Origin of the sequence: Phenylobacterium sp. (assembly GCF_044236515.1) — a bacterium.
Lineage (GTDB): Bacteria > Pseudomonadota > Alphaproteobacteria > Caulobacterales > Caulobacteraceae > Phenylobacterium.
Genome location: NZ_JBIIGK010000010.1, coordinates 1 through 17,988 on the forward strand (window position 1 = coordinate 1; position 17,988 = coordinate 17,988).

The following is a 17,988-nucleotide window of genomic DNA, read 5'->3' on the forward strand; positions in this document are numbered from 1 at the left end:
ACACGTCGGTCTGGGTCGCGTCCTCGGCGAGGATGTTGCCGAGGTTCTTGAACCGGGTTTTCAGGCTCATCACCGAGGTCTCCCGCAGGGAGTCGATCGGCGGATTGGTCACCTGGCTGAAGTTCTGGCGGAAGAAGTGCGACAGCGGACGGTATTCGTTGGACAGCACCGCCAGCGGGGTGTCGTCCCCCATCGAGCCGACGGCTTCCTTGCCGTCCTCGATCATCGGCGCGAGGATCAGCTCGAGGTCTTCCAGGCTGAGGCCGGCGGCGGCCTGGCGACGGATCAGCTCCTCGCGGCCGTACAGTCGGTCCTCGCTGCCCGGACCGATCGAATCTTCGAGCTCGACCATGTTGCCGAGCCAGCGATCATAGGGGTGCTGGGCGGCCAGGCGGTCGATGATCGCCTCCTCGCCGTAGATCTTGCCCTCGGCGAGATCTACGGCCAGCATCCGGCCCGGCGCAATGTGCGACTTGCGGGTGATCCGCGCCTCGTCGATCCGGCACATGCCGGCTTCCGAGCCGACGATCATCAGCCCGTCGCTGGTTTCCGCCACGCGCAGAGGCCGCAGGCCGTTACGGTCCTTGCCGGCGATCACCCAGCGGCCGTCGGTGGCGCAGATCGCCGCCGGGCCGTCCCACGGCTCCATCACCGCGTTGCAGTAGGAATAGAGCGCCCGGTGCGCCGGCTTGATCTGTTCGGCGGTGCGGGCGTTCCACGCCTCCGGGATCAGCAGGGTCTTGGCCATCGGGGCGTCGCGACCCGCGCGCACCAGAACCTCGAAGGTGTTGTCGAGGGCCGCCGAGTCCGAGCCGCCGGGCTGGATGACCGGCTTGACGTCTTCCTGGTAGTCGCCGAACGCGTTGCCGGCCATGCGGATCTCGTGGCTCCGCATCCAGTTGCGGTTGCCCTTCAGCGTGTTGATCTCGCCGTTGTGGGCCAGCATCCGGAACGGCTGGGCCAGCCGCCATTCGGGGAAGGTGTTGGTCGAGTAGCGCTGGTGGAAAATGGCCACCGCCGCCTCGAACCGCGGGTCCGTGAGGTCGGGGTAGAAGGCGTCGATGTGCTCGGCGAGGAACATCCCCTTGTAGATCAACGAGCGGGCCGACAGCGAGCAGATGTAGAAGTGCTGGATGTTGGCGGCGGCGACCTGCTTTTCGATCCGCTTGCGGCACAGGAACAGCGCGCGCTCCAGCGCCTCGCCCTCGAGGCCGGCGGGCGGCGAGAGCATGATCTGCTCGATCTCGGGGCGGGTGGCGTTGGCCTTCTCGCCGATCACAGAGGTGTCGACCGGCACCTGGCGCCAGCCGTAGATGTAGAAGCCGAACCGCAGGGCCTCGGCCTCGACGATGGTCCGGCACAGCTCCTGGGCCGACAGGTCGGTCCGCGGCAGGAAGACCTGGCCGACGGCGATCGGACCTGGGCGCACCTCGTGGCCGATCCGCTCGACGTGGGCGGCGAAGAAGTCGCGTGGCACCGAAACGAGGACCCCGGCCCCATCCCCGGTCATGCCGTCGGCGTCGACGGCGCCGCGGTGCCAGAGGTTCTTCAGCGCCTGGATGGCCAGTTGCACCACCTCGCGGCGGGGCTTGCCGTCGACGGCGCAGACGAGGCCGACGCCGCAGGCGTCGTGCTGTTCGGTGAGGTCGTAGCCGCCATTGGCGTGGAGCAGGCGCTGACGGTCGTTCTCGTAACGGGCGAGGATGTCTGTCATCTCTATCACTCGGCGGCCAGCAGCGCGTCGGCGCTGGCGTGGGCTTGCAGGTATCGGTCGACGGCGGCGGCGGCGTCGCGGCCGTCGCGGATCGCCCAGACGACGAGGCTCGCGCCGCGCACAATGTCGCCGGCGGCGAACACGCCGGGGATCGAAGTCATCATGCTGCGGAAGTCGGCCTTCAGCGTGCCCCACCGGCTCACGGCCAGATCCGGCGCGGCAAAAGCGGTCGGCAGGTCTTCCGGGTCGAAGCCCAGGGCCTTGATGATCAGGTCGGCCTTGAGTTCGAAGTCGGCCCCCTCGACCTCTTCCGGCGCCTGGCGTCCCGAAGCGTCCGGCGGACCCAGGCGCATGCGCGCGGCGCGCAGACCAGCGGCATGCAGGGCTTCGCCGGTGACGGCGCGCGGCGCGGCCAACCATTCAAAGACGACGCCCTCCTCCTCGGCATGCGCCACCTCGCGGGCCGAGCCCGGCATGTTGGCGCGGTCGCGGCGGTAGAGGCAGGTGACGGCGGCGGCGCCCTGGCGGATGGCGGTGCGCACGCAGTCCATGGCGGTGTCGCCGCCGCCGACGACGACCACGTTCTTGCCGGCGGCGTACAGCGGCCCGTGGCGATAGTTGGGCTGCTCGTCGCCCATGTCTTCGCGGTTCGACGCGATCAGGTAGTCGAGGGCCGCAACGACGCCGTCCGAGCCCCCGCCGGGGACGGTCAGGTCACGCGCCTTGTAGACCCCCGTGGCCACCAGCACCGCGTCGTGGCGCTCCCGAAGCTCGGCGAGGGTGGCGTCGCGGCCGACCTCGAAGCCGAGCTTGAACTCCACGCCGCCGTCGGCGAGGCGGCGGGTGCGGCGCTCGACCACGGGCTTTTCCAGCTTGAAGCCGGGGATGCCGTACGTCAGCAGGCCGCCGGGGCGGTCGTGGCGATCGTAGACCGTCACCGCATAGCCCATCTCGCGCAGCCGCTCGGCGGCGGTCAGGCCGGCGGGTCCGGCGCCGACGATCCCGACGGAGCGACCCCGGTCCGGACCGGCGACCAGGGGTTGCACCCAACCTTCTTCCCAGGCCTTGTCGTTGATGTAGCGCTCGACGGCGCCGATCGTGACGGTGCCATGGCCCGACTGCTCGATGACGCAATTGCCTTCGCACAGGCGATCCTGCGGGCAGATGCGGCCGCAGACCTCGGGCATCGAACTGGTGGCCTGCGACAGGGCGTAGGCTTCCTGCAGGCGGCCTTCGGCGGTCATGCGCAGCCAGTCGGGGATATTGTTATGCAGCGGGCAGTGGGTCTGACAGTACGGCACCCCGCACTGCGAACAGCGCGAGGCCTGCTCGCTCGCCTTCTGGTCGATGAAGTCGGCGTAAATCTCGTGGAAGTCGGCCTTGCGCACATCGGCGTCCCGCTTCGGCGGAGTCGATCGCGGGGTGACGGTGAACTTCAGCATGCGCTCGGCCATGAGGCGCTCCTCTCAAGCCGCGGCGTCATACGGGACACCAACAGTCACCGGAAGAGGCTAGTCCATGTTTTAGACTATCGGCTGGCGCGTTTCGTCGCGGACCGATGACAAAGCGGAGGCGGAAATCCTTATTAGTCCAATTTTGAGATGAACTCGATCTTCACCATAGTGGCGGCCCTCTCCCGCCTTCCGCCGTCGTTTGGAGCTCGCCCGTGCCGGATTGGGTCTACGCCGTCATCCTCGGGATCATCGAAGGGCTGACGGAATTCATTCCGGTCTCGTCGACCGGCATGATGCTGCTGGCCAAACACGGGATGGGCCTGACGGACCCGTTCTGGAACACCTTCGCGGTGATGATCCAGCTGGGCGCCATTCTCGCCGTCGTGGTGCTCTATTTCCGCAAGCTATGGGGCGCGGTCGTCACCCTGCCGACGGACCCGGCCTCGCGCCGGTTCGCCGCCTCGGTGCTGCTGGCTTTCCTTCCGTCGGTGGTGCTCGGCCTCCTGCTGCACGACTTCATCAAGGGCGTGCTGTTCGACAGTCCGGTCGTGCAGTGCATCTCCCTGATCCTCGGCGGGATCGTGCTGCTGCTGATCGACCGCATGGCGCCCGCGCCGGTTCAGGACGACGCCACCCGGTTGACCCTCAAGACGTCGCTGATCATCGGCCTCTTCCAGGTGCTGGCGATGATGCCGGGCGTCTCCCGCTCCGGTGCGACGATCGTCGGGGCGATGCTGAACCGGGTCGACAAGCGGGCGGCCGCGGAGTTCACCTTCTTCCTCGCCATCCCCACCATGCTCGGCGCCTTCGTCCTCGACGCCATCGAAAGCCGCGACCAGTTGCTGGCCGGCGGCAACCTCGGCCTGCTGGCCATCGGTTTCGTCACCGCCTTCGTGGTTGCGCTCGGGGTCATCAAGCTGATGCTGGCCATCGTCACCCGCCGCGGCTTCGCGCCGTTCGGCTGGCTACGGATCCTCATCGGCGGGGCCGGGCTCGCCCTGCTGACGCTCGCCTGATCGAGGTCAGCCTGCGACCAAGCGCCCGCCGGATTTGGTGAGGGGCCCCGCCTCGCCTATATTCCGCGGCCGCATCAAAGGAAATCTCGCTTGGGCGTGACCCTCGACCTCAGCCGCGCGGCGGCTCAGCCGCTCGTTCAGACGGCGCCTAACCTGGCTGGACTGACGCGCGCCGAGCTGGCCGCGGCCTTGGTCGACGCCGGCGTGGTGCGGCCGGAAAAGGCCAAGATGCGCGCCGGCCAGCTTTGGCGCTGGATCCACCACTACGGCGTCACCGACTTCGCGGCGATGACCGACGTCGCCAAGGAGACCCGCGCGGCCCTGGCCGAAGCCTTCACCCTGGGCCGGCCGGAAGTCGTCGAGCGTCAGGTCTCGAAGGACGGGACCCGCAAGTGGCTGATCCGCATGGGGCCGGGCGTCGAGGTCGAGACGGTCTACATTCCCGACGTCGGCCGGGCCGGCGCGTTGTGCGTGTCGAGCCAGGTCGGCTGCACGCTGAACTGCACCTTCTGCCACACCGGCACCCAGGCGCTGGTGCGCAACCTGACGACCGCGGAAATCGTCGCTCAGGTGCAGGTGGCCCGCGACGACCTCGGAGAATGGCCCTCGCCCAAGGAGGATCGCCGGCTCTCCAACATCGTCTTCATGGGCATGGGCGAGCCGCTCTATAACCTCGACCACGTCGCCGCCGCCATCGACATCATCGCGGACAACGAAGGCATCGCCATCTCCCGCCGGAGGATCACGGTCTCGACCTCCGGTGTCGTGCCGCAGCTCGCCGAGCTCGGCGCGCGGACGCAGGCGATGCTCGCCATCTCGCTGCACGCCACCAACGACGCGCTGCGCGAGAAGCTGGTGCCGCTGAACCGCAAGTATCCGATCGCCGAGCTGATGGCCGGCATCCGCGCCTATCCGGGGCTGTCCAACGCCCGGCGGGTGACGTTCGAATATGTGATGCTGAAGGGCGTCAACGACACGCCCGCCGAGGCCAAGGCGCTGGTCCAGCTGCTCAAGGGCATCCCGGCCAAGATCAACCTGATCCCGTTCAACAAATGGCCGGGGTCGGACTATGAGTGCTCGGACTGGAAGACGATCGAGGCGTTCGCCGCGGTGCTGAACCGGGCCGGCTACGCCTCGCCGATCCGCACGCCGCGCGGACGCGACATCCTGGCGGCCTGCGGCCAGTTGAAGAGCGAGAGCGAAAAGCAGCGGGCCAGCGCGCGGCGCCGGCCCGTCACCGAAGCGGACTCCGCAGGCCTTTAGGCCGAGGCTTCCGCCTGCAACACGCGGCTCACCGCGTTGACCACGGCGGCGATGCGCAGCACGGCCTGAATGGTCTGGCCGGCCACGCCGTGTTTCTTCAACTCGGCCTCGTGGCTGTCGAGGCACATGCCGCAGCCGTTGATCGCCGAGACGGCGGTGCACCACAGCTCGAAGTCGACCTTCTCGACGCCGGGATTGGCGATGACGTTCATCCGCAGCCGGGCCGGCATCGTCCGGTACTCCGGGTTCGAGAGCAGGTGCAGCGAGCGGTAATAGACGTTGTTCATGCCCATGATCGCCGCCGCCGCCTTGGCGGCGTTCGCAGCCTCGGGGCTCAGGCCGGCCTCGCTGGCGGCCGCCTCGACGGCGCCGATCACGCTGCGCTGCCCGACCGCGTGCGCGGAAGCGAGGAACGCGCCCCACTTCTGCTGGTCGCTGAGGACGGTCTCGTTGGCGAGGCTGGAAAGGTTGAGGCTGAGGTCCTTCGCATAGGACGGCAGCGTCTCGCGCAACGCGTCGAGGGACATGGCGTACTCCGGCTGGTCGAAGACTAAAAGAAAAGGGGAAGATGCCCCGGGGAGGGCCAGCAGGCGGCCGCTCCCGGGGCAAAAGTCAGGGGCTTAGGCCGCCTTCAGGGTCTCGCCGCCCACCGATCGGTTGCAGGGGCAGAGTTCGTCGGTCTGCAGCGCGTCGAGCACCCGCAGGGTGTCGGCCGGCGCACGGCCGACGTTCAGGTTGGTGACGTAGACGTGCTGGATCGTGCCTTCCGGGTCGACCACGAAGGTGGCGCGCAGAGCGACGCCTTCGTCCTCGTTGAGGACGCCAAGGGCGCGGGCGAACTTCCCGGAGTTGTCGGCGAAGTTCCAGATCGGCAGGTTGTTGAGGTCCGGGTGCTCCCGGCGCCAGCCGAGCTTGGAGTGCTCGTTGTCGGTGGAACCACCCAGGACGACGGTGTCACGCTCTTCGAACTGCGGGTTCAGCTTGGCGAACTCGGCAATCTCGGTCGGGCAGACGAAGGTGAAATCCTTCGGGTAGAAGAAGATGACCTTCCACTTGCCCTCGAAGCTCTCGTTGGTGATCGTTTCGAACGCGCTCTCGCCATTCTCTTCATGGCGCATGAACTTCGGCTTCACACCGACAACTTTGAAATCAGGCAGCTTTTCGCCAACACCCAGCATAGGTTCACTCTCTCCGTGAAAACTTGAAGCCAGGCGACGTGGATTGGGGGAGGCGCCGCCGGCGGGGCTTAGATAGGCGCCACCCGCCCGCGAGGCAAATCGATTGTCTTTGCCGACATCATAGAGTGGGTCTATATTCCCCCGATGCTGCCGACCCTGCGCCAGCTCCAGTACCTCAAGCTCCTCGCCGAGCACGGCAACTTCGGCCGCGCCGCCGAAGCCGCGCACGTCACCCAGCCCACCCTGTCCGCCGGCATCCAGGAACTGGAGCGCACGCTGGGCGCCAATGTGGTCGACCGGGCTCGCTCGGGCGTGATCCTTACGCCGGTCGGCGAGGAAGCGCTGCGGCGCGCGACCCTGATCCTCAACGAAGCCGAGGAACTGGTCGAGGCGGCCAAGAACGTCGGCCAGCCGCTGACCGGCCGCTTCCGGCTCGGCGTCATCCCGACGGTCGCGCCGTTCCTGCTGCCGCGGGCCCTGCCGATCCTCAGGGAGCGGCATCCGAAGCTGCGCCTGTTCCTGCGCGAGGACCTGACCCACCGGCTGATCACCGCATTGAAGGCCGGCCAGCTCGATGCCGCCCTGATCGCCCTGCCCTATGACGTCGCCGGCCTGCAATGGGCCCACGTCGCCGACGACGAGTTGCTCGCCGCCGTGCCGTCCGACCATCCGCTGGCCAAGGGCCGCTCGGCGAGCCCGGCCGCCATGGAGCGGGAGGGGCTGATCCTGCTCGAGGACGGCCATTGCCTACGCGAACACGCACTTTCGGCCTGCGGGCTGAAGCCGCCGAAGCCCTCGCCCGATGAAGAAGCGTTCGCGGCCACGTCGCTGCCGACGCTGGTGCAGATGGTCGGCTCCGGCCTCGGCGTCACCTTCCTGCCGAAGATGGCGGTCAGCGCCGGCCTCGCCGAATCCGCGCCGATCACGGTACGGCCGCTCGAGGCGACCCGGGCCAGCCGCGAGATCGTCGTCGCCTGGCGCGCCGGCTCCAACCGGGCCGTGGAGGGCCGCATGCTGGCGGAAATGCTGGACGCCTGATCGCCCGCCAGGCGGGACGCGCGATCCAAGCTGTCAGATGATGGCGGATCACTGGCGGGAAATGCGCCATCAGCGTTCCCTTAACCCGCTGACAGTACCGTACCCAGAATGGGTCGTCGGGCGAACTATCATGAGATTGCACTGACGCGGGCGCGGGACCTGCGCGTGCGCCTCGCTCTGGCCGCCTTCGTCGGAACCGGAGCCTTCGTCGTGGGCGTCGGGCAATGGGCGGGGGCCTGGTTCGCGGCGGTGGTCGTCAGCCAATTCCTCAGCCACGCCTTGGGCGGGCCGATGCGACGCGATCCCGGCCTGCACGTCGGGCCGGCTCGGGAAGCCGCCTATCTTGCGGGCATCGCCGTGAGCGCAATGGTCTACGCCGGCGCCGGCCCGCTGTGCTGGTTCCTGGGCGGGGCCGAAGGCCAACTCTTCGGGCTGATCGTGCTGCTCGGCGGGATGATCAACGTCTCGCTTCAAGCGCGCGGCGAAATCCGCCTGCTGATGTTGGCCGCCGGGCCGTTCGCCGGGTTCGCCGTCAGCCTGCCGCTGATCGGACTGGCGCAACACACCGAAGCCCGTCCGCTGGCGACTGCCTTCGTCGCGATGGGCGCGCTCATCTACCTCGGTCACCTGGCGGCCTCTTTGCGCAGCCAGGGCCAGGCGGCGATGTCGCTGCGCAAGGCGCTGCGGGAGGCCAAGACCGATCGCTTGCGTGCAGAGGCGGCCAACGCCGCCAAGAGCGACTTCCTGGCGGTGATGAGCCATGAGATTCGTACGCCGCTGAACGGCGTGCTCGGCATGGCCCAGGCCATGGACGCCGATCCCCTGCCGGCCACCCAGAAACGGCGCCTCGACGTCATCCGGCAATCGGGCGAGGTGCTGCTCGTCCTGATCAACGACCTCCTCGACATCACCAAGATGGAGGCCGCCAAGCTCGAGCTCGAGGCCGGCGTCATCGACTTTGGTGAACTCGGCGCCCACGCCCAGGCCGCGTTCGCTCCGCTGAGCGAGGCCAAGGGCGTCGGGCTGAAGGTTTGGGTTTCCGACGCCGCCCGCAAGCCCCGGCTCGGCGACGCCGCGCGGGTGCGGCAGGTGCTCTACAACCTCCTCGCCAACGCCGTGAAGTTCACCAGCGAAGGCCGGGTGACCGCCCGCATCACCGCCACCGACGACGAGGTGGTGATCGAGGTCGCCGACACCGGGCCCGGCATCCCCGCCGACGCCCTGCCGACCCTGTTCGAGCGCTTCACCCAGGCGGACGCGACGACGACCCGTAAGTTTGGCGGCTCGGGCCTCGGGCTATCGGTATCGCGCGGGCTCGCCCGGCTGATGGGCGGCGATGTCACCGTGCACTCCGACCTCGGCCACGGCTCGACCTTCACCGCCCGGCTGCGCCTGCCGGTGACCGAGGCCCCGGCGAAGGCCGCCTCGGCGCCGCCGGCGCCGGCCGTCCTCGCCGCGGAGACGGTCGCCGAAGACGTCGCGGGCGAGCCGGCCAAGGACGCCGGCCAGGGCGCGCTGCGCATCCTGGCCGCCGAGGACAATCCGACCAACCGGCTGGTCCTGAAGACCCTGCTCGAGCAGCTCGGCCTCTCTCCGATCTTCGCCGAGAACGGCCGCGAGGCGGTCGAGGCCTGGACCAGCGGGGCCTGGGACGTCGTGTTGATGGACGTCCAGATGCCGGAAATGGACGGCGTCGCCGCGACCCGCGAAATCCGGCGGCTGGAGGCCGAGCAGGGCCGCGTCCGCACGCCGATCATCGCCCTGACGGCCAACGCCATGTCCCACCAGCTGGCTGAATACCGGGCGGCGGGAATGGACGCCCTGTCGGCCAAACCGATCCAGATGGGCCACCTGATCGCCACCATCCAGGAGGTGCTGGCGCCGGGCCCGAAGGCGGACGAAGCGGCGGCTTGAGCGCTTGCCGCGCGTGCGTGCGACGCCATTCTCGCCTATATGAGCCGCCGCATGAGCCGTCCGTTCCTGAAGATGAACGGGCTCGGCAACGACTTCGTCGTCGTCGAGGCCCGGTCCGCCCCCTTCGCGCCGACCGCCGAAGAGGTGCGCGCGATCGCCGACCGCGAGGGCGGGATCGGTTGCGATCAGCTGATCTCCATCGAGCCGACGCCGGACGCCGACGCCTTCGTCCGCTTCTGGAACGCCGACGGCGAGGAGATCTCCGCCTGCGGCAACGGCACGCGCTGCGTCGGCTGGCTGCTGATGCAGTCTAACGGCAAGGATGAGGCGGCGATCGAAACCAAGGCCGGGCGCTTGGTCGCCACGCGCGCTGGCGAGCGTCTGGTCAGCGTCGATATGGGGCCGCCCAGGTTGGACTGGACGGAGATTCCGCTCGCCCAGGCACAGGACACCGAAGCCCTGGGCGTCGTCCTCTATGAGCACGCTTCGCTGATGGCGCCGCCGGGCTGCGTCTCAATGGGCAACCCGCACGTGGTGTTCTTCGTGCCGGACATCGCCGCCGCACCAGTCGCCGAGGCCGGTCCCATTGTCGAGCGCCACGCGCTGTTCCCCGAGCACGTCAACGTCGGCTTCGCCCAGATCATGGCGCCCGACCGCATCCGCCTGCGGGTGTGGGAGCGCGGCGCCGGGCTCACCCGGGCCTGCGGCACCGGCGCCTGCGCGGCCCTGGTCGCCGCCGCCCGCCGCGGTCTGACCGGCCGGTCGGCGACCCTGGAGCTGGACGGCGGCGAGCTGTTCATCGAGTGGCGCGAGGACGGGCGGGTGATGATGACCGGCCCGGCCGCCGTCGATTTTGCCGGAACGCTGCCGTGAGCGACGCGGGTCCGACGGGGGCGGTGGACATCGTCACCTTCGGGTGCCGCCTGAACGCCTACGAGAGCGAGGTCATTCGCAAGCGGGCGGCCGAGGACGGGCTCTCCGACGCCGTCGTGTTCAACACCTGCGCCGTCACCGGCGAGGCGGTCCGCCAGGCCCGGCAGGCGATCCGCAAAGCGCGGCGCGAGCGGCCGGGCGCCAAGGTGATCGTCACTGGCTGCGCCGCGCAGATTGACCCCGCCGTGTTCGCCGCCATGCCGGAGGTCGACCTCGTGCTCGGCAACGCCGAGAAGTCACAGGCGGGGGCCTATGCGCCGCAGGCCGAGGGCGGCCGCGTTCGGGTCAACGACATCATGAGCGTGCGCGAGACCGCCGGCCATCTGATTGACGGCCTGAAGGACCGAGCGCGGGCCTATGTCGAGGTTCAGAATGGCTGCGACCACCGCTGCACGTTCTGCATCATCCCGTTCGGCCGCGGCCCGTCGCGCTCGGCGGCGGCCGGCGAGGTGGTCGAACAGGTCCGGCGCCTGACCGCCCAGGGCTACAACGAGGTGGTGCTGACCGGCGTCGACATGACGAGCTGGGGCGCCGACCTGCCCGGCCAGCCGACGCTGGGTCAGCTCGTCGGGCGGGTGCTGAAACTGGTTCCGGAACTGCCGCGCCTTCGGCTGTCGTCGATCGACGCGGCGGAAATCGACGCCGACCTCCTGCGGCTGCTGGCGGACGAGCCGCGACTGACCCCCTACCTGCATCTGTCGCTGCAGGCCGGCGACGACATGATCCTGAAGCGCATGAAGCGCCGCCACAGCCGGGCGGACGCGTTGCGGTTGGTCGCCGAGGTGCGGGCGGTACGGCCGGACGTGGCGTTCGGGGCGGATCTGATCGCCGGCTTCCCGACCGAGACCGAGGCGATGTTCGAAAACACCCTGGCGCTGGTCGAAGAAGCCGGCCTCGCCTTCGTGCACGCCTTCCCGTTCAGCCCGCGGCCGGGCACGCCGGCGGCCCGCATGCCGCAGCTGTCGCGCGCGGTGATCAAGGATCGGGCCGCCCGGCTGCGCGCCGCCGGCGAGGCGGCCCTGCTCCGGCACCTGGATGCGCAGGTCGGGCGGACCATCCTCGGCCTGGTGGAAAAGCCAGGCGTCGGCCGGGCGGAGGACTTCACCGAAATCCGGTTCATCGGAGAGGCGGCGGTCGGGTCCTTGGCTCCGATGACCGTGACCGGTCACGACGGCCGCCATGCGGTGGCCCATGTCGTTCGGCTCGCCGCCGAATAGGCTTCAGGTCGGCGGCGCGCGGCCGGGGAATCCAGGCAGGGCCCAGCCGAACACGATGGCGCCGGCCCGCAACAGGAACGCCGCGACGATCCCGGCGATGCTGGCCGTCAGTCCACCGATGCCCAGTTCGAAGAGGATCACGAACAGGCTGGAGCCGACCAGGGCCGGCGTTACGTAGAGCTCGCGCTTCAGCAGGATCGACGGTTCGTGGGCGAGGATGTCGCGTAGCACGCCGCCGAAGGTGCCGGTCAGCACGCCCATCACCACCGCGGTCAGAGGAGGCAGGCCGAGCGAGGTCGCCTTGAGCGCCCCGACGATCGTGTAGGCCCCGCCGCCAAGGGCATCGACCCAGAGCAGCAGCCGCTCGCGCCCGCGCCCCCAGCCGGCGAACCAGATCGCCACGGCCGCACCCAGGCAGACGACGATGTAGGTCGGCCGGGCCACCCAAAACACCGGCGCGTCGATCAGCACGTCGCGCAGGGTGCCGCCGCCGACGCCGGTCACGGCGGCGAAGAACGCGAAGGTGACGATGTCGTGCTTCTTGCGCGCCGCCGCCAGAGCTCCGGACGCGGCGAACACCGCCACGGCGGCGTAGTCCAGGATGCTGAGGCCCAGCGCGAGTCGGTCCATGCCTCAGCTTTGCGGCGGCAGGTGACGGGCCGCAAGAGCGCCGCTAGAACCGGCCGCATGGCGGAAGCGAAACGCGGCTGGTTCCAAAGGCTCACCGAGGGCCTCTCACGTTCGTCCAAACAGATGGGCGACCAGATCACCGGCGCCTTCACGGCCAAGGCGCCGCTGGACCAAGCCAAGCTCGACGAGCTCGAGGAGATGCTGATCGAGGCCGACCTCGGCCCGCACTCGGCCGCCCGCATCACCCAGCGCTTCGCCGACGAGAAGTTCGGCAAGAACGTCGACGAGCAGGAGATCAAGGAAGCCCTGGCCCAAGCGATCGGCGACGAGCTCTCCGGCCGCCAGGGCCGGTTCGAGCCGCTCGACGGGCCGCGTCCGTACATCGTCCTGTTCATCGGGGTGAACGGCTCGGGCAAGACCACGACCCTCGGCAAGATCGCCGCCGACCTGACCGGGCGGGGGGTCAAGGTGCTGGTCGTCGCCGGCGATACCTTCCGCGCCGCCGCCGTCGAGCAGCTCAAGGTCTGGGCCGAGCGGGCCGGCGCCGACTACATGTCGCGGCCGACGGGCTCCGACGCCGCCGGCCTGGCGTTCGACGCCGTCGAGCGGGCCAAGGCGGAGAACTACGACGTCGTGCTGATCGACACCGCCGGCCGCCTGCAGAACAAGCAGGGGCTGATGGACGAGCTGCACAAGATCATCCGGGTGGTGAAGAAGGTCGATCCCGAGGCGCCGCACGAGACCCTGCTGGTCCTCGACGCCACCGTCGGCCGCAACGCCCTCGCCCAGGAGAACATCTTCGGCAACCAGATCGGCGTCTCCGGCATCGTCATGACCAAGCTTGACGGCACCGCCCGCGGCGGCGTGCTGGTGCCGGTCGCCCAGGCGTCCGACTCTCCGATCAAGCTGATCGGCGTCGGCGAGGGGATCGAGGATCTTCAGCCGTTCGACGCCCGGGCCTTCGCCCGCTCGCTGGTCGGCCTGACGGAGGATGCACGATGAGCCAGCAGACCCGGGACTGGATCCGCTACTTCGTCGACTACTCGGCCTTGCTGTTCTTCCTGGTCGCCTACTTCGTCTCCGGGCGGAATTTCCAGACCGCGACCTTCGCCCTGGTCGGCGGCTCGGCCCTGGCGCTCGTCGTCGGCCTCGTCGTCGAGCGGCGCCTCGCGCCCTTCCCGCTGATCGCCGGCGGGGCGGCCCTGGTGTTCGGGGGAGCGTCGCTGTTCTTCCACGACCCGCGGATCCTGAAGATGAAGCCGACCGTGATGAACGTGCTGTTCGCGGCCATCCTTCTGGGGGGCATGGCGCTGGGAAAGAACCCGGTGCGCCTGCTGCTCGGCTCCAGCTTCGAGATGCCCGACGCGGTCTGGCGCCGGCTGACCGTAAACTTCGCCCTGTTCTTCCTGGTGCTGGCCGGGCTCAACGAGGTCGTCTGGCGCACCCAGGCCGAGCAGACCTGGGTGCTGTTCCGCTTTCCCGGAATGATGATCCTGACGTTCGTGTTCTCGCTGGCGCACGCGCCGCTGTTCATGAAGTACGCAAAGGGCGAAGACCTGCCGCCGCCGCCGACCGAGTAAACGCCGCGCACGGAATAACTGTCGCGCCGTCGTCGCGGAACCGTCACGGGCGACGTATAACCGTGCGGACCGTAGCGCTTGTTACGGTTGCAGGCTCCGATGGCGAAGACACCCGTTCCGAAAAAGGCGTCCGCTCTGGAGCGGTCGCCCACCCACCTCCTCCACCGCGCCCAGCAGGCGGCGCTCGACATCTATGTCGAGGTCCTCGGCCCGGGCTCGATCACCCAACGTCAGTACGCGGTGCTGGCCGCGGTGGCCGACCATGCCGGCGCCACACAGACCCAGCTGGTCAAGCTGACCGGCATCGACCGTTCGACCCTGGCCGACATGGTCGCCCGGATGATCGGCAAGGACCTCTTGGCTCGCGAACGCTCGAGCGCCGACGGCCGCGCCAATGCCGTGCAGCTCACCGACACCGGCCGCGAGGCGCTGGAGGCGGCCCGACCGAAGATGGACGAGGCCGACGCGCGGCTGCTGAAGCTGATCTCCGGAGGGGGGCGGCGCACGACCCTCGTATCGATCCTGCGCGACCTCGTCCGGGCCTGCGACGAGCCGGCGGACAGCAAGCGCGGCAAGGCCGACAAGCCGCCCAAAAAGCGTAAGCGCAAGAAGTCGGACTGAGGCGGTCGTTACGGCGCAGCGCGCGGGCGGGCGATGGCGCTCGGCCTCAGGTGGGGCGAACTCAGCCGATCATAGTCGGCTGCAGGCGCGCTGCGCAGGATAACGTCGAGCATGAGCTCGCCTTCGGCCTCCACCGGCGGCGGCTCGCCGAAGACCGCCCGCCACAAGGCGGCGGCTTCCGCGCGCACGCGCGCGTCCCTCGAATGTTCCGGACCAGATCCCATCGGTGCGGAAACACCCGACCACCGACCGCTGTTCCCGGTAATTTTCGTTAATGTTTTCGAAACTTAGCTGAGCCGCGCCGCGGCGGTCAGACACGGATGTCCAGCAGCGAGCCGGGGCGAAGGATCTTGGCCGGCGGGTCCGCGGAGGGGCTGGCGGAGGGCGCCGGGCGGACTGAAGGGCTCGCCGCGGGCTCGGCGGCGGCGGGTGTCGGCGGCGCGCGGCCGGTGGCCATCGCGAAGAACGCCTGTTGCGCCGAGGTCCGCGCAGCGTCGCTCCGGGCCGGAGCCGGCGGCGCAGCGAACGGGTTCGGGCGAATGGTGGTCACCGGCAGAGGCTGCGGGGATTATGGTTAGCGAGAGGTTAACGCGCCTGCTGCGCCAGCCGACGCGCGGCCTCCGGCGTCAGTGGGCCGGTGTGCTTGGCGAGGATCATGCCGTCGCGGCCGACCACGTAGGTCTCCGGCACGCCGGTCAGGCCGAACTCGATCCCGGCCCGGCCCTCGCGGTCGACCAGCACCTCGGCATAGGGGTCGCCCAGCCGGCCGATGAAGGCCTGGGTGTTTTGCGGCGCGTCCTTGTAGGCGATGCCCACCAGACGGACGCGCTCGGCCTTCAGCTGCATCAGAACCGGGTGCTCGATCTCGCAGGGGGCGCACCAGGAGGCGAAGAAGTTGACCAGCATCGGGCCCTCGGCCGCCGCCTCGCGCAGCGGCACTGGCTGGCCGCCCGCCAGGTTCGGCAAGGTCAGGTTCGGCAGCTGCTTGCCGACCATGGCCTCCGGCTGGACCTGCGGGTTGCGTTTGAGGGCGTAGAGGCCGAAGAGGCCGCCCAGCGCCAGCAACACCAGCAACGGCGCGAGCGCCAGCCAGCGGCTCATCGGCCCTCGGCCTTCTTCTTCCAGCGCCGGGCGTGCGCCAGGGTCCCGGCGATCATCCAGGCGAACACGGCGCCGGTGACGGCAAAGGCGGACCAGACGTAAGGGGCGTACTTGCCGGCGTCGAAATCGGGCATCGTCAGGCTCTCGCGGCTCGCAGGGCGGCGGCGTCGGCCCGCCGACGCCAGACCTCGCCGCGGATGCGGACCAGCCACAGGGATCCGAAGGCCGCCATGTAGCCGAGGGCGACGAGGATCAGGGGGACCCAGTAGGCCGGCGGCATGGCCGGCCCGTCGCCGCGAAAGACCGAAGCCCCCTGGTGCAGGCTGTTCCACCACTCCACCGACCAGTGGACGATCGGCAAGTTCACCGCCCCCACGAGGGCGAGGATAGCCGAGGCGCGAGAGGCCTTCTGTTCGTCATCGAGCGAGGCGCGCAGGGCGATATAGGCGACATAGAACAGGAACAGCACCAGCACGGAGGTCAGGCGCGCGTCCCACACCCACCAGGCGCCCCACATCGGTCGGCCCCAGAGCGAACCGGTGGCCAGGGCCAGGAATGTGAAGGCCGCCCCGAGCGGCGCGGCGGCCTGGGCGGCGGCGTCGGCGAGCACATGGCGGAAGACCAGCGCCAGCAGGCTGGCCACCGCCAGGCAGGCGTAGACGAACATCGACAGCCAGGCGGCCGGCACGTGGATGAACATCATCCGCACGGTGTCGCCCTGCTGGTAGTCCTCCGGCGCGGCGAAGCCGAACCACAGGCCGATGCCGATGGCCAGCACCGCCAGGACGCCGAACAGCGGCGCGGCCCAGCGCGAGAACGCCATGAAGCGCTCAGGATTGGACAGGAAGGCGGGCGCCGGGATCATGTCCTGAGGCTTAAGACCAGCGCGTCCGGCGGGCAAGCCACGCTCAAGCCCCCTTCAGGACAGGGCGTTGCGGCAGGCCGCGGCCATGGCCAGCGGGCCGAGCGCGACGGCGGCGGCCGCGTAGGCGCCGAGTAGGGCGAAGCCCGCTTGCCATGGCAGGCCGCCGGCGAGGGCGTCGAGGGCGCCGCCGCCGAAGATCACCGGGGGGGTGAACAGCGGCAGGACGATGACGGCGGTCAGGAGGCCGCCGCGCCGGGCCCCGAGGCTGAGCGCAGCGCCGATCCCGCCGACGAAGGCGAAGGCGAGGCCGCCGGCCAGGGCGCAGGCGAAGATCAGCGGCGCGAGCCCCGGGCTGGCCCCCAGAGCGATGGCGGCGACCGGTGCGGCGAGCGCCAGCGGCGCGCCCGTGGCGATCCACTGGCCGAGGCACTTGATCGCGCAGGTCAGCTCCAGCGGGGCCGGCGACAGGACCAGCAAGTCGAGCGCGCCGTCCTCGTAGTCGCGCTCGAAGAGGCGTTCGAGTGACAGCAGCGAGGCCAGAGCAAGCGCCACCCAGGCCAGACCCAGGGCCGCGGCCGCGAGTCGCTCCGGTTCCGGCCCGATGGCCAGCGGCATCAGGGTCGAGACCCCGGCGTAGAAGCCCACCGCGACCAGCGGGCCGCCGCCGCGGCCCCAGGCCAGGGCGGTCTCCCGCGACAGCAGGGCGACGAGGCGGCTCATGGCACGAGCTCCAGCGCGCGGGCCGGCACCGGCAGCGGATCGTGCACCGCCGCCAGGATCAGGCCGCCGCCGGCGAGGTGCGCCGCCATCAGCTCGCCGACCCGCACCCGCCAGCCAGCGTCCAGCGGGCTGAGCGGCTCGTCCAGCAGCCAAAGCGGCCGCCGCGCGGCGATCAGTCGAGCCAGCGCCAATCGCCGACGCTGGCCGGCAGACAGTCGCCGCACCTCAAGGTCGACCAGCGTCGTCAGGCCGAGCGCCTCGACAGCCTGCGCGACCGCGCCGCCGCCGCACCAGCGGGCCCAGAAAGCCAGTTCCTCGCCTGCCGTCCGCGCCGGCTTCAGCCCGTCGTGATGGCCGACGAAATGCAGGCCCGAGCCGCGCGCCTCGGCGGCCTCGACACCGCCGAAGCCGATCTCGCCAGCCTCGATCTGCACGAGGCCCGCCACAGCCCGCAACAGGCTGGTCTTGCCCGCGCCGTTTGGACCGGTCAGGGCGCAGGCCTCGCCGGACGCGAGCCTGAGGTCGACATTCTCGAACAGCCGCCGTCCGCCCCGACGGATCGCTAAGTCGTTGATCTCCAAGCTGCGAATCACTCGCAAGCCCCCGCCGCATGGACCTTGCCGACGGTTCGGCCTATGAAGCGGCCGGCCGCCGTCAGCCAGGGGGACGTACGCCGCGCGGAAACGGAACCTGTGAGTCCGTCTCTAAAGTCGCGCGATCCTTCGGACAGACGTGGAGCGGCCG

The 17,988-nt window shown here is 69.8% G+C and carries 21 protein-coding genes; 9 read left to right on the top strand and 12 right to left on the bottom strand.

Going from position 1 to position 17,988, the window contains the following annotated elements:
• Positions 1-1,714 (bottom strand): glutamate synthase central domain-containing protein (locus ACILRF_RS02105; RefSeq protein ID WP_395670612.1); only part of this gene is annotated, 1,714 nt, incomplete at its 3' end.
• A 5-nt stretch (positions 1,715-1,719) separates the two neighbouring features.
• Positions 1,720-3,168, bottom strand: a complete 1,449-nt coding sequence (locus ACILRF_RS02110) for an NAD(P)-dependent oxidoreductase (RefSeq protein WP_395670613.1) — start codon at positions 3,166-3,168, stop codon at positions 1,720-1,722.
• Between the two features lie 212 nt (positions 3,169-3,380).
• On the opposite strand from ACILRF_RS02110, the gene ACILRF_RS02115 reads away from it, so the two are divergent.
• A complete protein-coding gene (locus ACILRF_RS02115; RefSeq protein WP_395670614.1) occupies positions 3,381-4,184 on the top strand; it encodes an undecaprenyl-diphosphate phosphatase in 804 nt (267 codons plus the stop codon).
• Positions 4,185-4,274: 90 nt separating this feature from the next.
• Positions 4,275-5,447 carry a 23S rRNA (adenine(2503)-C(2))-methyltransferase RlmN gene (gene rlmN, locus ACILRF_RS02120; protein WP_395670615.1) on the top strand — a complete coding sequence of 391 codons (1,173 nt, stop codon included), beginning with the start codon at positions 4,275-4,277 and terminating at the stop codon, positions 5,445-5,447.
• Here rlmN and ACILRF_RS02125 read toward each other — a convergent pair.
• Together ACILRF_RS02125 and ACILRF_RS02130 are read right to left on the bottom strand one after the other, a co-directional pair.
• Positions 5,444-5,974 (bottom strand): carboxymuconolactone decarboxylase family protein, encoded by a 531-nt coding sequence (locus ACILRF_RS02125; protein WP_395670616.1) that lies wholly within the window; start codon positions 5,972-5,974, stop codon positions 5,444-5,446. The genes rlmN and ACILRF_RS02125 overlap by 4 nt on opposite strands.
• A gap of 93 nt (positions 5,975-6,067) precedes the next feature.
• Positions 6,068-6,625: a peroxiredoxin gene (locus ACILRF_RS02130; protein ID WP_395670617.1), complete on the bottom strand. Its 558-nt coding sequence runs from the start codon at positions 6,623-6,625 to the stop codon at positions 6,068-6,070.
• A gap of 144 nt (positions 6,626-6,769) precedes the next feature.
• On the opposite strand from ACILRF_RS02130, the gene ACILRF_RS02135 reads away from it, so the two are divergent.
• The 4 genes from ACILRF_RS02135 to mtaB all read left to right on the top strand — a co-directional run bounded on the left by ACILRF_RS02135 (position 6,770) and on the right by mtaB (position 11,727).
• Positions 6,770-7,663 carry a hydrogen peroxide-inducible genes activator gene (locus ACILRF_RS02135; RefSeq protein WP_395670618.1) on the top strand — a complete coding sequence of 298 codons (894 nt, stop codon included), beginning with the start codon at positions 6,770-6,772 and terminating at the stop codon, positions 7,661-7,663.
• 165 nt (positions 7,664-7,828) lie between these two features.
• Positions 7,829-9,577 (top strand): ATP-binding protein, encoded by a 1,749-nt coding sequence (locus tag ACILRF_RS02140; RefSeq protein WP_395670619.1) that lies wholly within the window; start codon positions 7,829-7,831, stop codon positions 9,575-9,577.
• 51 nt (positions 9,578-9,628) lie between these two features.
• Positions 9,629-10,450, top strand: a complete 822-nt coding sequence (gene dapF / locus ACILRF_RS02145) for a diaminopimelate epimerase (protein ID WP_395670620.1) — start codon at positions 9,629-9,631, stop codon at positions 10,448-10,450.
• Positions 10,447-11,727 carry a tRNA (N(6)-L-threonylcarbamoyladenosine(37)-C(2))-methylthiotransferase MtaB gene (gene mtaB, locus ACILRF_RS02150; protein WP_395670621.1) on the top strand — a complete coding sequence of 427 codons (1,281 nt, stop codon included), beginning with the start codon at positions 10,447-10,449 and terminating at the stop codon, positions 11,725-11,727. The genes dapF and mtaB overlap by 4 nt, the downstream gene beginning before the upstream one ends.
• 3 nt (positions 11,728-11,730) lie before the next feature.
• Here mtaB and ACILRF_RS02155 read toward each other — a convergent pair whose 3' ends face one another.
• A complete protein-coding gene (locus ACILRF_RS02155) occupies positions 11,731-12,357 on the bottom strand; it encodes a trimeric intracellular cation channel family protein (RefSeq protein ID WP_395670622.1) in 627 nt (208 codons plus the stop codon).
• Between the two features lie 57 nt (positions 12,358-12,414).
• On the opposite strand from ACILRF_RS02155, the gene ftsY reads away from it, so the two are divergent.
• From ftsY to ACILRF_RS02170, 3 genes are all read left to right on the top strand, one after another.
• Positions 12,415-13,359: a signal recognition particle-docking protein FtsY gene (gene ftsY / locus ACILRF_RS02160; RefSeq protein WP_395670623.1), complete on the top strand. Its 945-nt coding sequence runs from the start codon at positions 12,415-12,417 to the stop codon at positions 13,357-13,359.
• Positions 13,356-13,937 (top strand): inner membrane-spanning protein YciB, encoded by a 582-nt coding sequence (locus ACILRF_RS02165; protein ID WP_395670624.1) that lies wholly within the window; start codon positions 13,356-13,358, stop codon positions 13,935-13,937. The genes ftsY and ACILRF_RS02165 overlap by 4 nt, the downstream gene beginning before the upstream one ends.
• Before the next feature lie 99 nt (positions 13,938-14,036).
• The gene (locus ACILRF_RS02170) at positions 14,037-14,558 is read left to right on the top strand and encodes a MarR family winged helix-turn-helix transcriptional regulator (protein WP_395670625.1); all 522 of its coding nucleotides are present in this window, start codon (positions 14,037-14,039) and stop codon (positions 14,556-14,558) included.
• A gap of 8 nt (positions 14,559-14,566) precedes the next feature.
• Here ACILRF_RS02170 and ACILRF_RS02175 read toward each other — a convergent pair whose 3' ends face one another.
• From ACILRF_RS02175 to ccmA, 7 genes are all read right to left on the bottom strand, one after another.
• Positions 14,567-14,746, bottom strand: coding sequence for a hypothetical protein (locus ACILRF_RS02175; RefSeq protein WP_395670626.1), 180 nt, complete (start codon positions 14,744-14,746; stop codon positions 14,567-14,569).
• Positions 14,747-14,868: 122 nt separating this feature from the next.
• Complete coding sequence (locus ACILRF_RS02180) at positions 14,869-15,108, bottom strand: hypothetical protein (protein WP_395670627.1); 240 nt, start codon at positions 15,106-15,108, stop codon at positions 14,869-14,871.
• Positions 15,109-15,143: 35 nt separating this feature from the next.
• Entirely contained in the window at positions 15,144-15,659 is a 516-nt protein-coding gene (locus ACILRF_RS02185) for a DsbE family thiol:disulfide interchange protein (RefSeq protein WP_395670628.1), read from the bottom strand.
• Positions 15,656-15,793 (bottom strand): heme exporter protein CcmD, encoded by a 138-nt coding sequence (ccmD, locus tag ACILRF_RS02190; protein ID WP_395670629.1) that lies wholly within the window; start codon positions 15,791-15,793, stop codon positions 15,656-15,658. Before ccmD ends, ACILRF_RS02185 begins: the two co-directional genes overlap by 4 nt.
• A 2-nt stretch (positions 15,794-15,795) precedes the next feature.
• On the bottom strand, positions 15,796-16,524 hold the full coding sequence (gene ccmC, locus ACILRF_RS02195; RefSeq protein WP_395670630.1) for a heme ABC transporter permease CcmC: 729 nt from the start codon (positions 16,522-16,524) through the stop codon (positions 15,796-15,798).
• A gap of 54 nt (positions 16,525-16,578) precedes the next feature.
• A complete protein-coding gene (gene ccmB / locus ACILRF_RS02200; protein WP_395670631.1) occupies positions 16,579-17,244 on the bottom strand; it encodes a heme exporter protein CcmB in 666 nt (221 codons plus the stop codon).
• Positions 17,241-17,837 carry a heme ABC exporter ATP-binding protein CcmA gene (gene ccmA, locus ACILRF_RS02205; RefSeq protein ID WP_395670632.1) on the bottom strand — a complete coding sequence of 199 codons (597 nt, stop codon included), beginning with the start codon at positions 17,835-17,837 and terminating at the stop codon, positions 17,241-17,243. The genes ccmB and ccmA overlap by 4 nt, the downstream gene beginning before the upstream one ends.
• Positions 17,838-17,988: the final 151 nt, after the last annotated feature.

Excerpts from the sequence above, each read along its gene's own strand:
- ACILRF_RS02110 (WP_395670613.1), bottom strand. The coding sequence starts at position 3,168 with ATGGCCGAGCGCATGCTGAAGTTCACCGTCACCCCGCGATCGACTCCG.
- ACILRF_RS02125 (WP_395670616.1), bottom strand. The coding sequence starts at position 5,974 with ATGTCCCTCGACGCGTTGCGCGAGACGCTGCCGTCCTATGCGAAGGAC.
- ACILRF_RS02130 (WP_395670617.1), bottom strand. The coding sequence starts at position 6,625 with ATGCTGGGTGTTGGCGAAAAGCTGCCTGATTTCAAAGTTGTCGGTGTG.
- ACILRF_RS02135 (WP_395670618.1), top strand. The coding sequence starts at position 6,770 with ATGCTGCCGACCCTGCGCCAGCTCCAGTACCTCAAGCTCCTCGCCGAG.
- dapF (WP_395670620.1), top strand. The coding sequence starts at position 9,629 with ATGAGCCGTCCGTTCCTGAAGATGAACGGGCTCGGCAACGACTTCGTC.
- ACILRF_RS02155 (WP_395670622.1), bottom strand. The coding sequence starts at position 12,357 with ATGGACCGACTCGCGCTGGGCCTCAGCATCCTGGACTACGCCGCCGTG.
- ftsY (WP_395670623.1), top strand. The coding sequence starts at position 12,415 with ATGGCGGAAGCGAAACGCGGCTGGTTCCAAAGGCTCACCGAGGGCCTC.
- ACILRF_RS02165 (WP_395670624.1), top strand. The coding sequence starts at position 13,356 with ATGAGCCAGCAGACCCGGGACTGGATCCGCTACTTCGTCGACTACTCG.
- ACILRF_RS02170 (WP_395670625.1), top strand. The coding sequence starts at position 14,037 with ATGGCGAAGACACCCGTTCCGAAAAAGGCGTCCGCTCTGGAGCGGTCG.
- ACILRF_RS02185 (WP_395670628.1), bottom strand. The coding sequence starts at position 15,659 with ATGAGCCGCTGGCTGGCGCTCGCGCCGTTGCTGGTGTTGCTGGCGCTG.
- ccmD (WP_395670629.1), bottom strand. The coding sequence starts at position 15,793 with ATGCCCGATTTCGACGCCGGCAAGTACGCCCCTTACGTCTGGTCCGCC.
- ccmC (WP_395670630.1), bottom strand. The coding sequence starts at position 16,524 with ATGATCCCGGCGCCCGCCTTCCTGTCCAATCCTGAGCGCTTCATGGCG.
- ccmB (WP_395670631.1), bottom strand. The coding sequence starts at position 17,244 with ATGAGCCGCCTCGTCGCCCTGCTGTCGCGGGAGACCGCCCTGGCCTGG.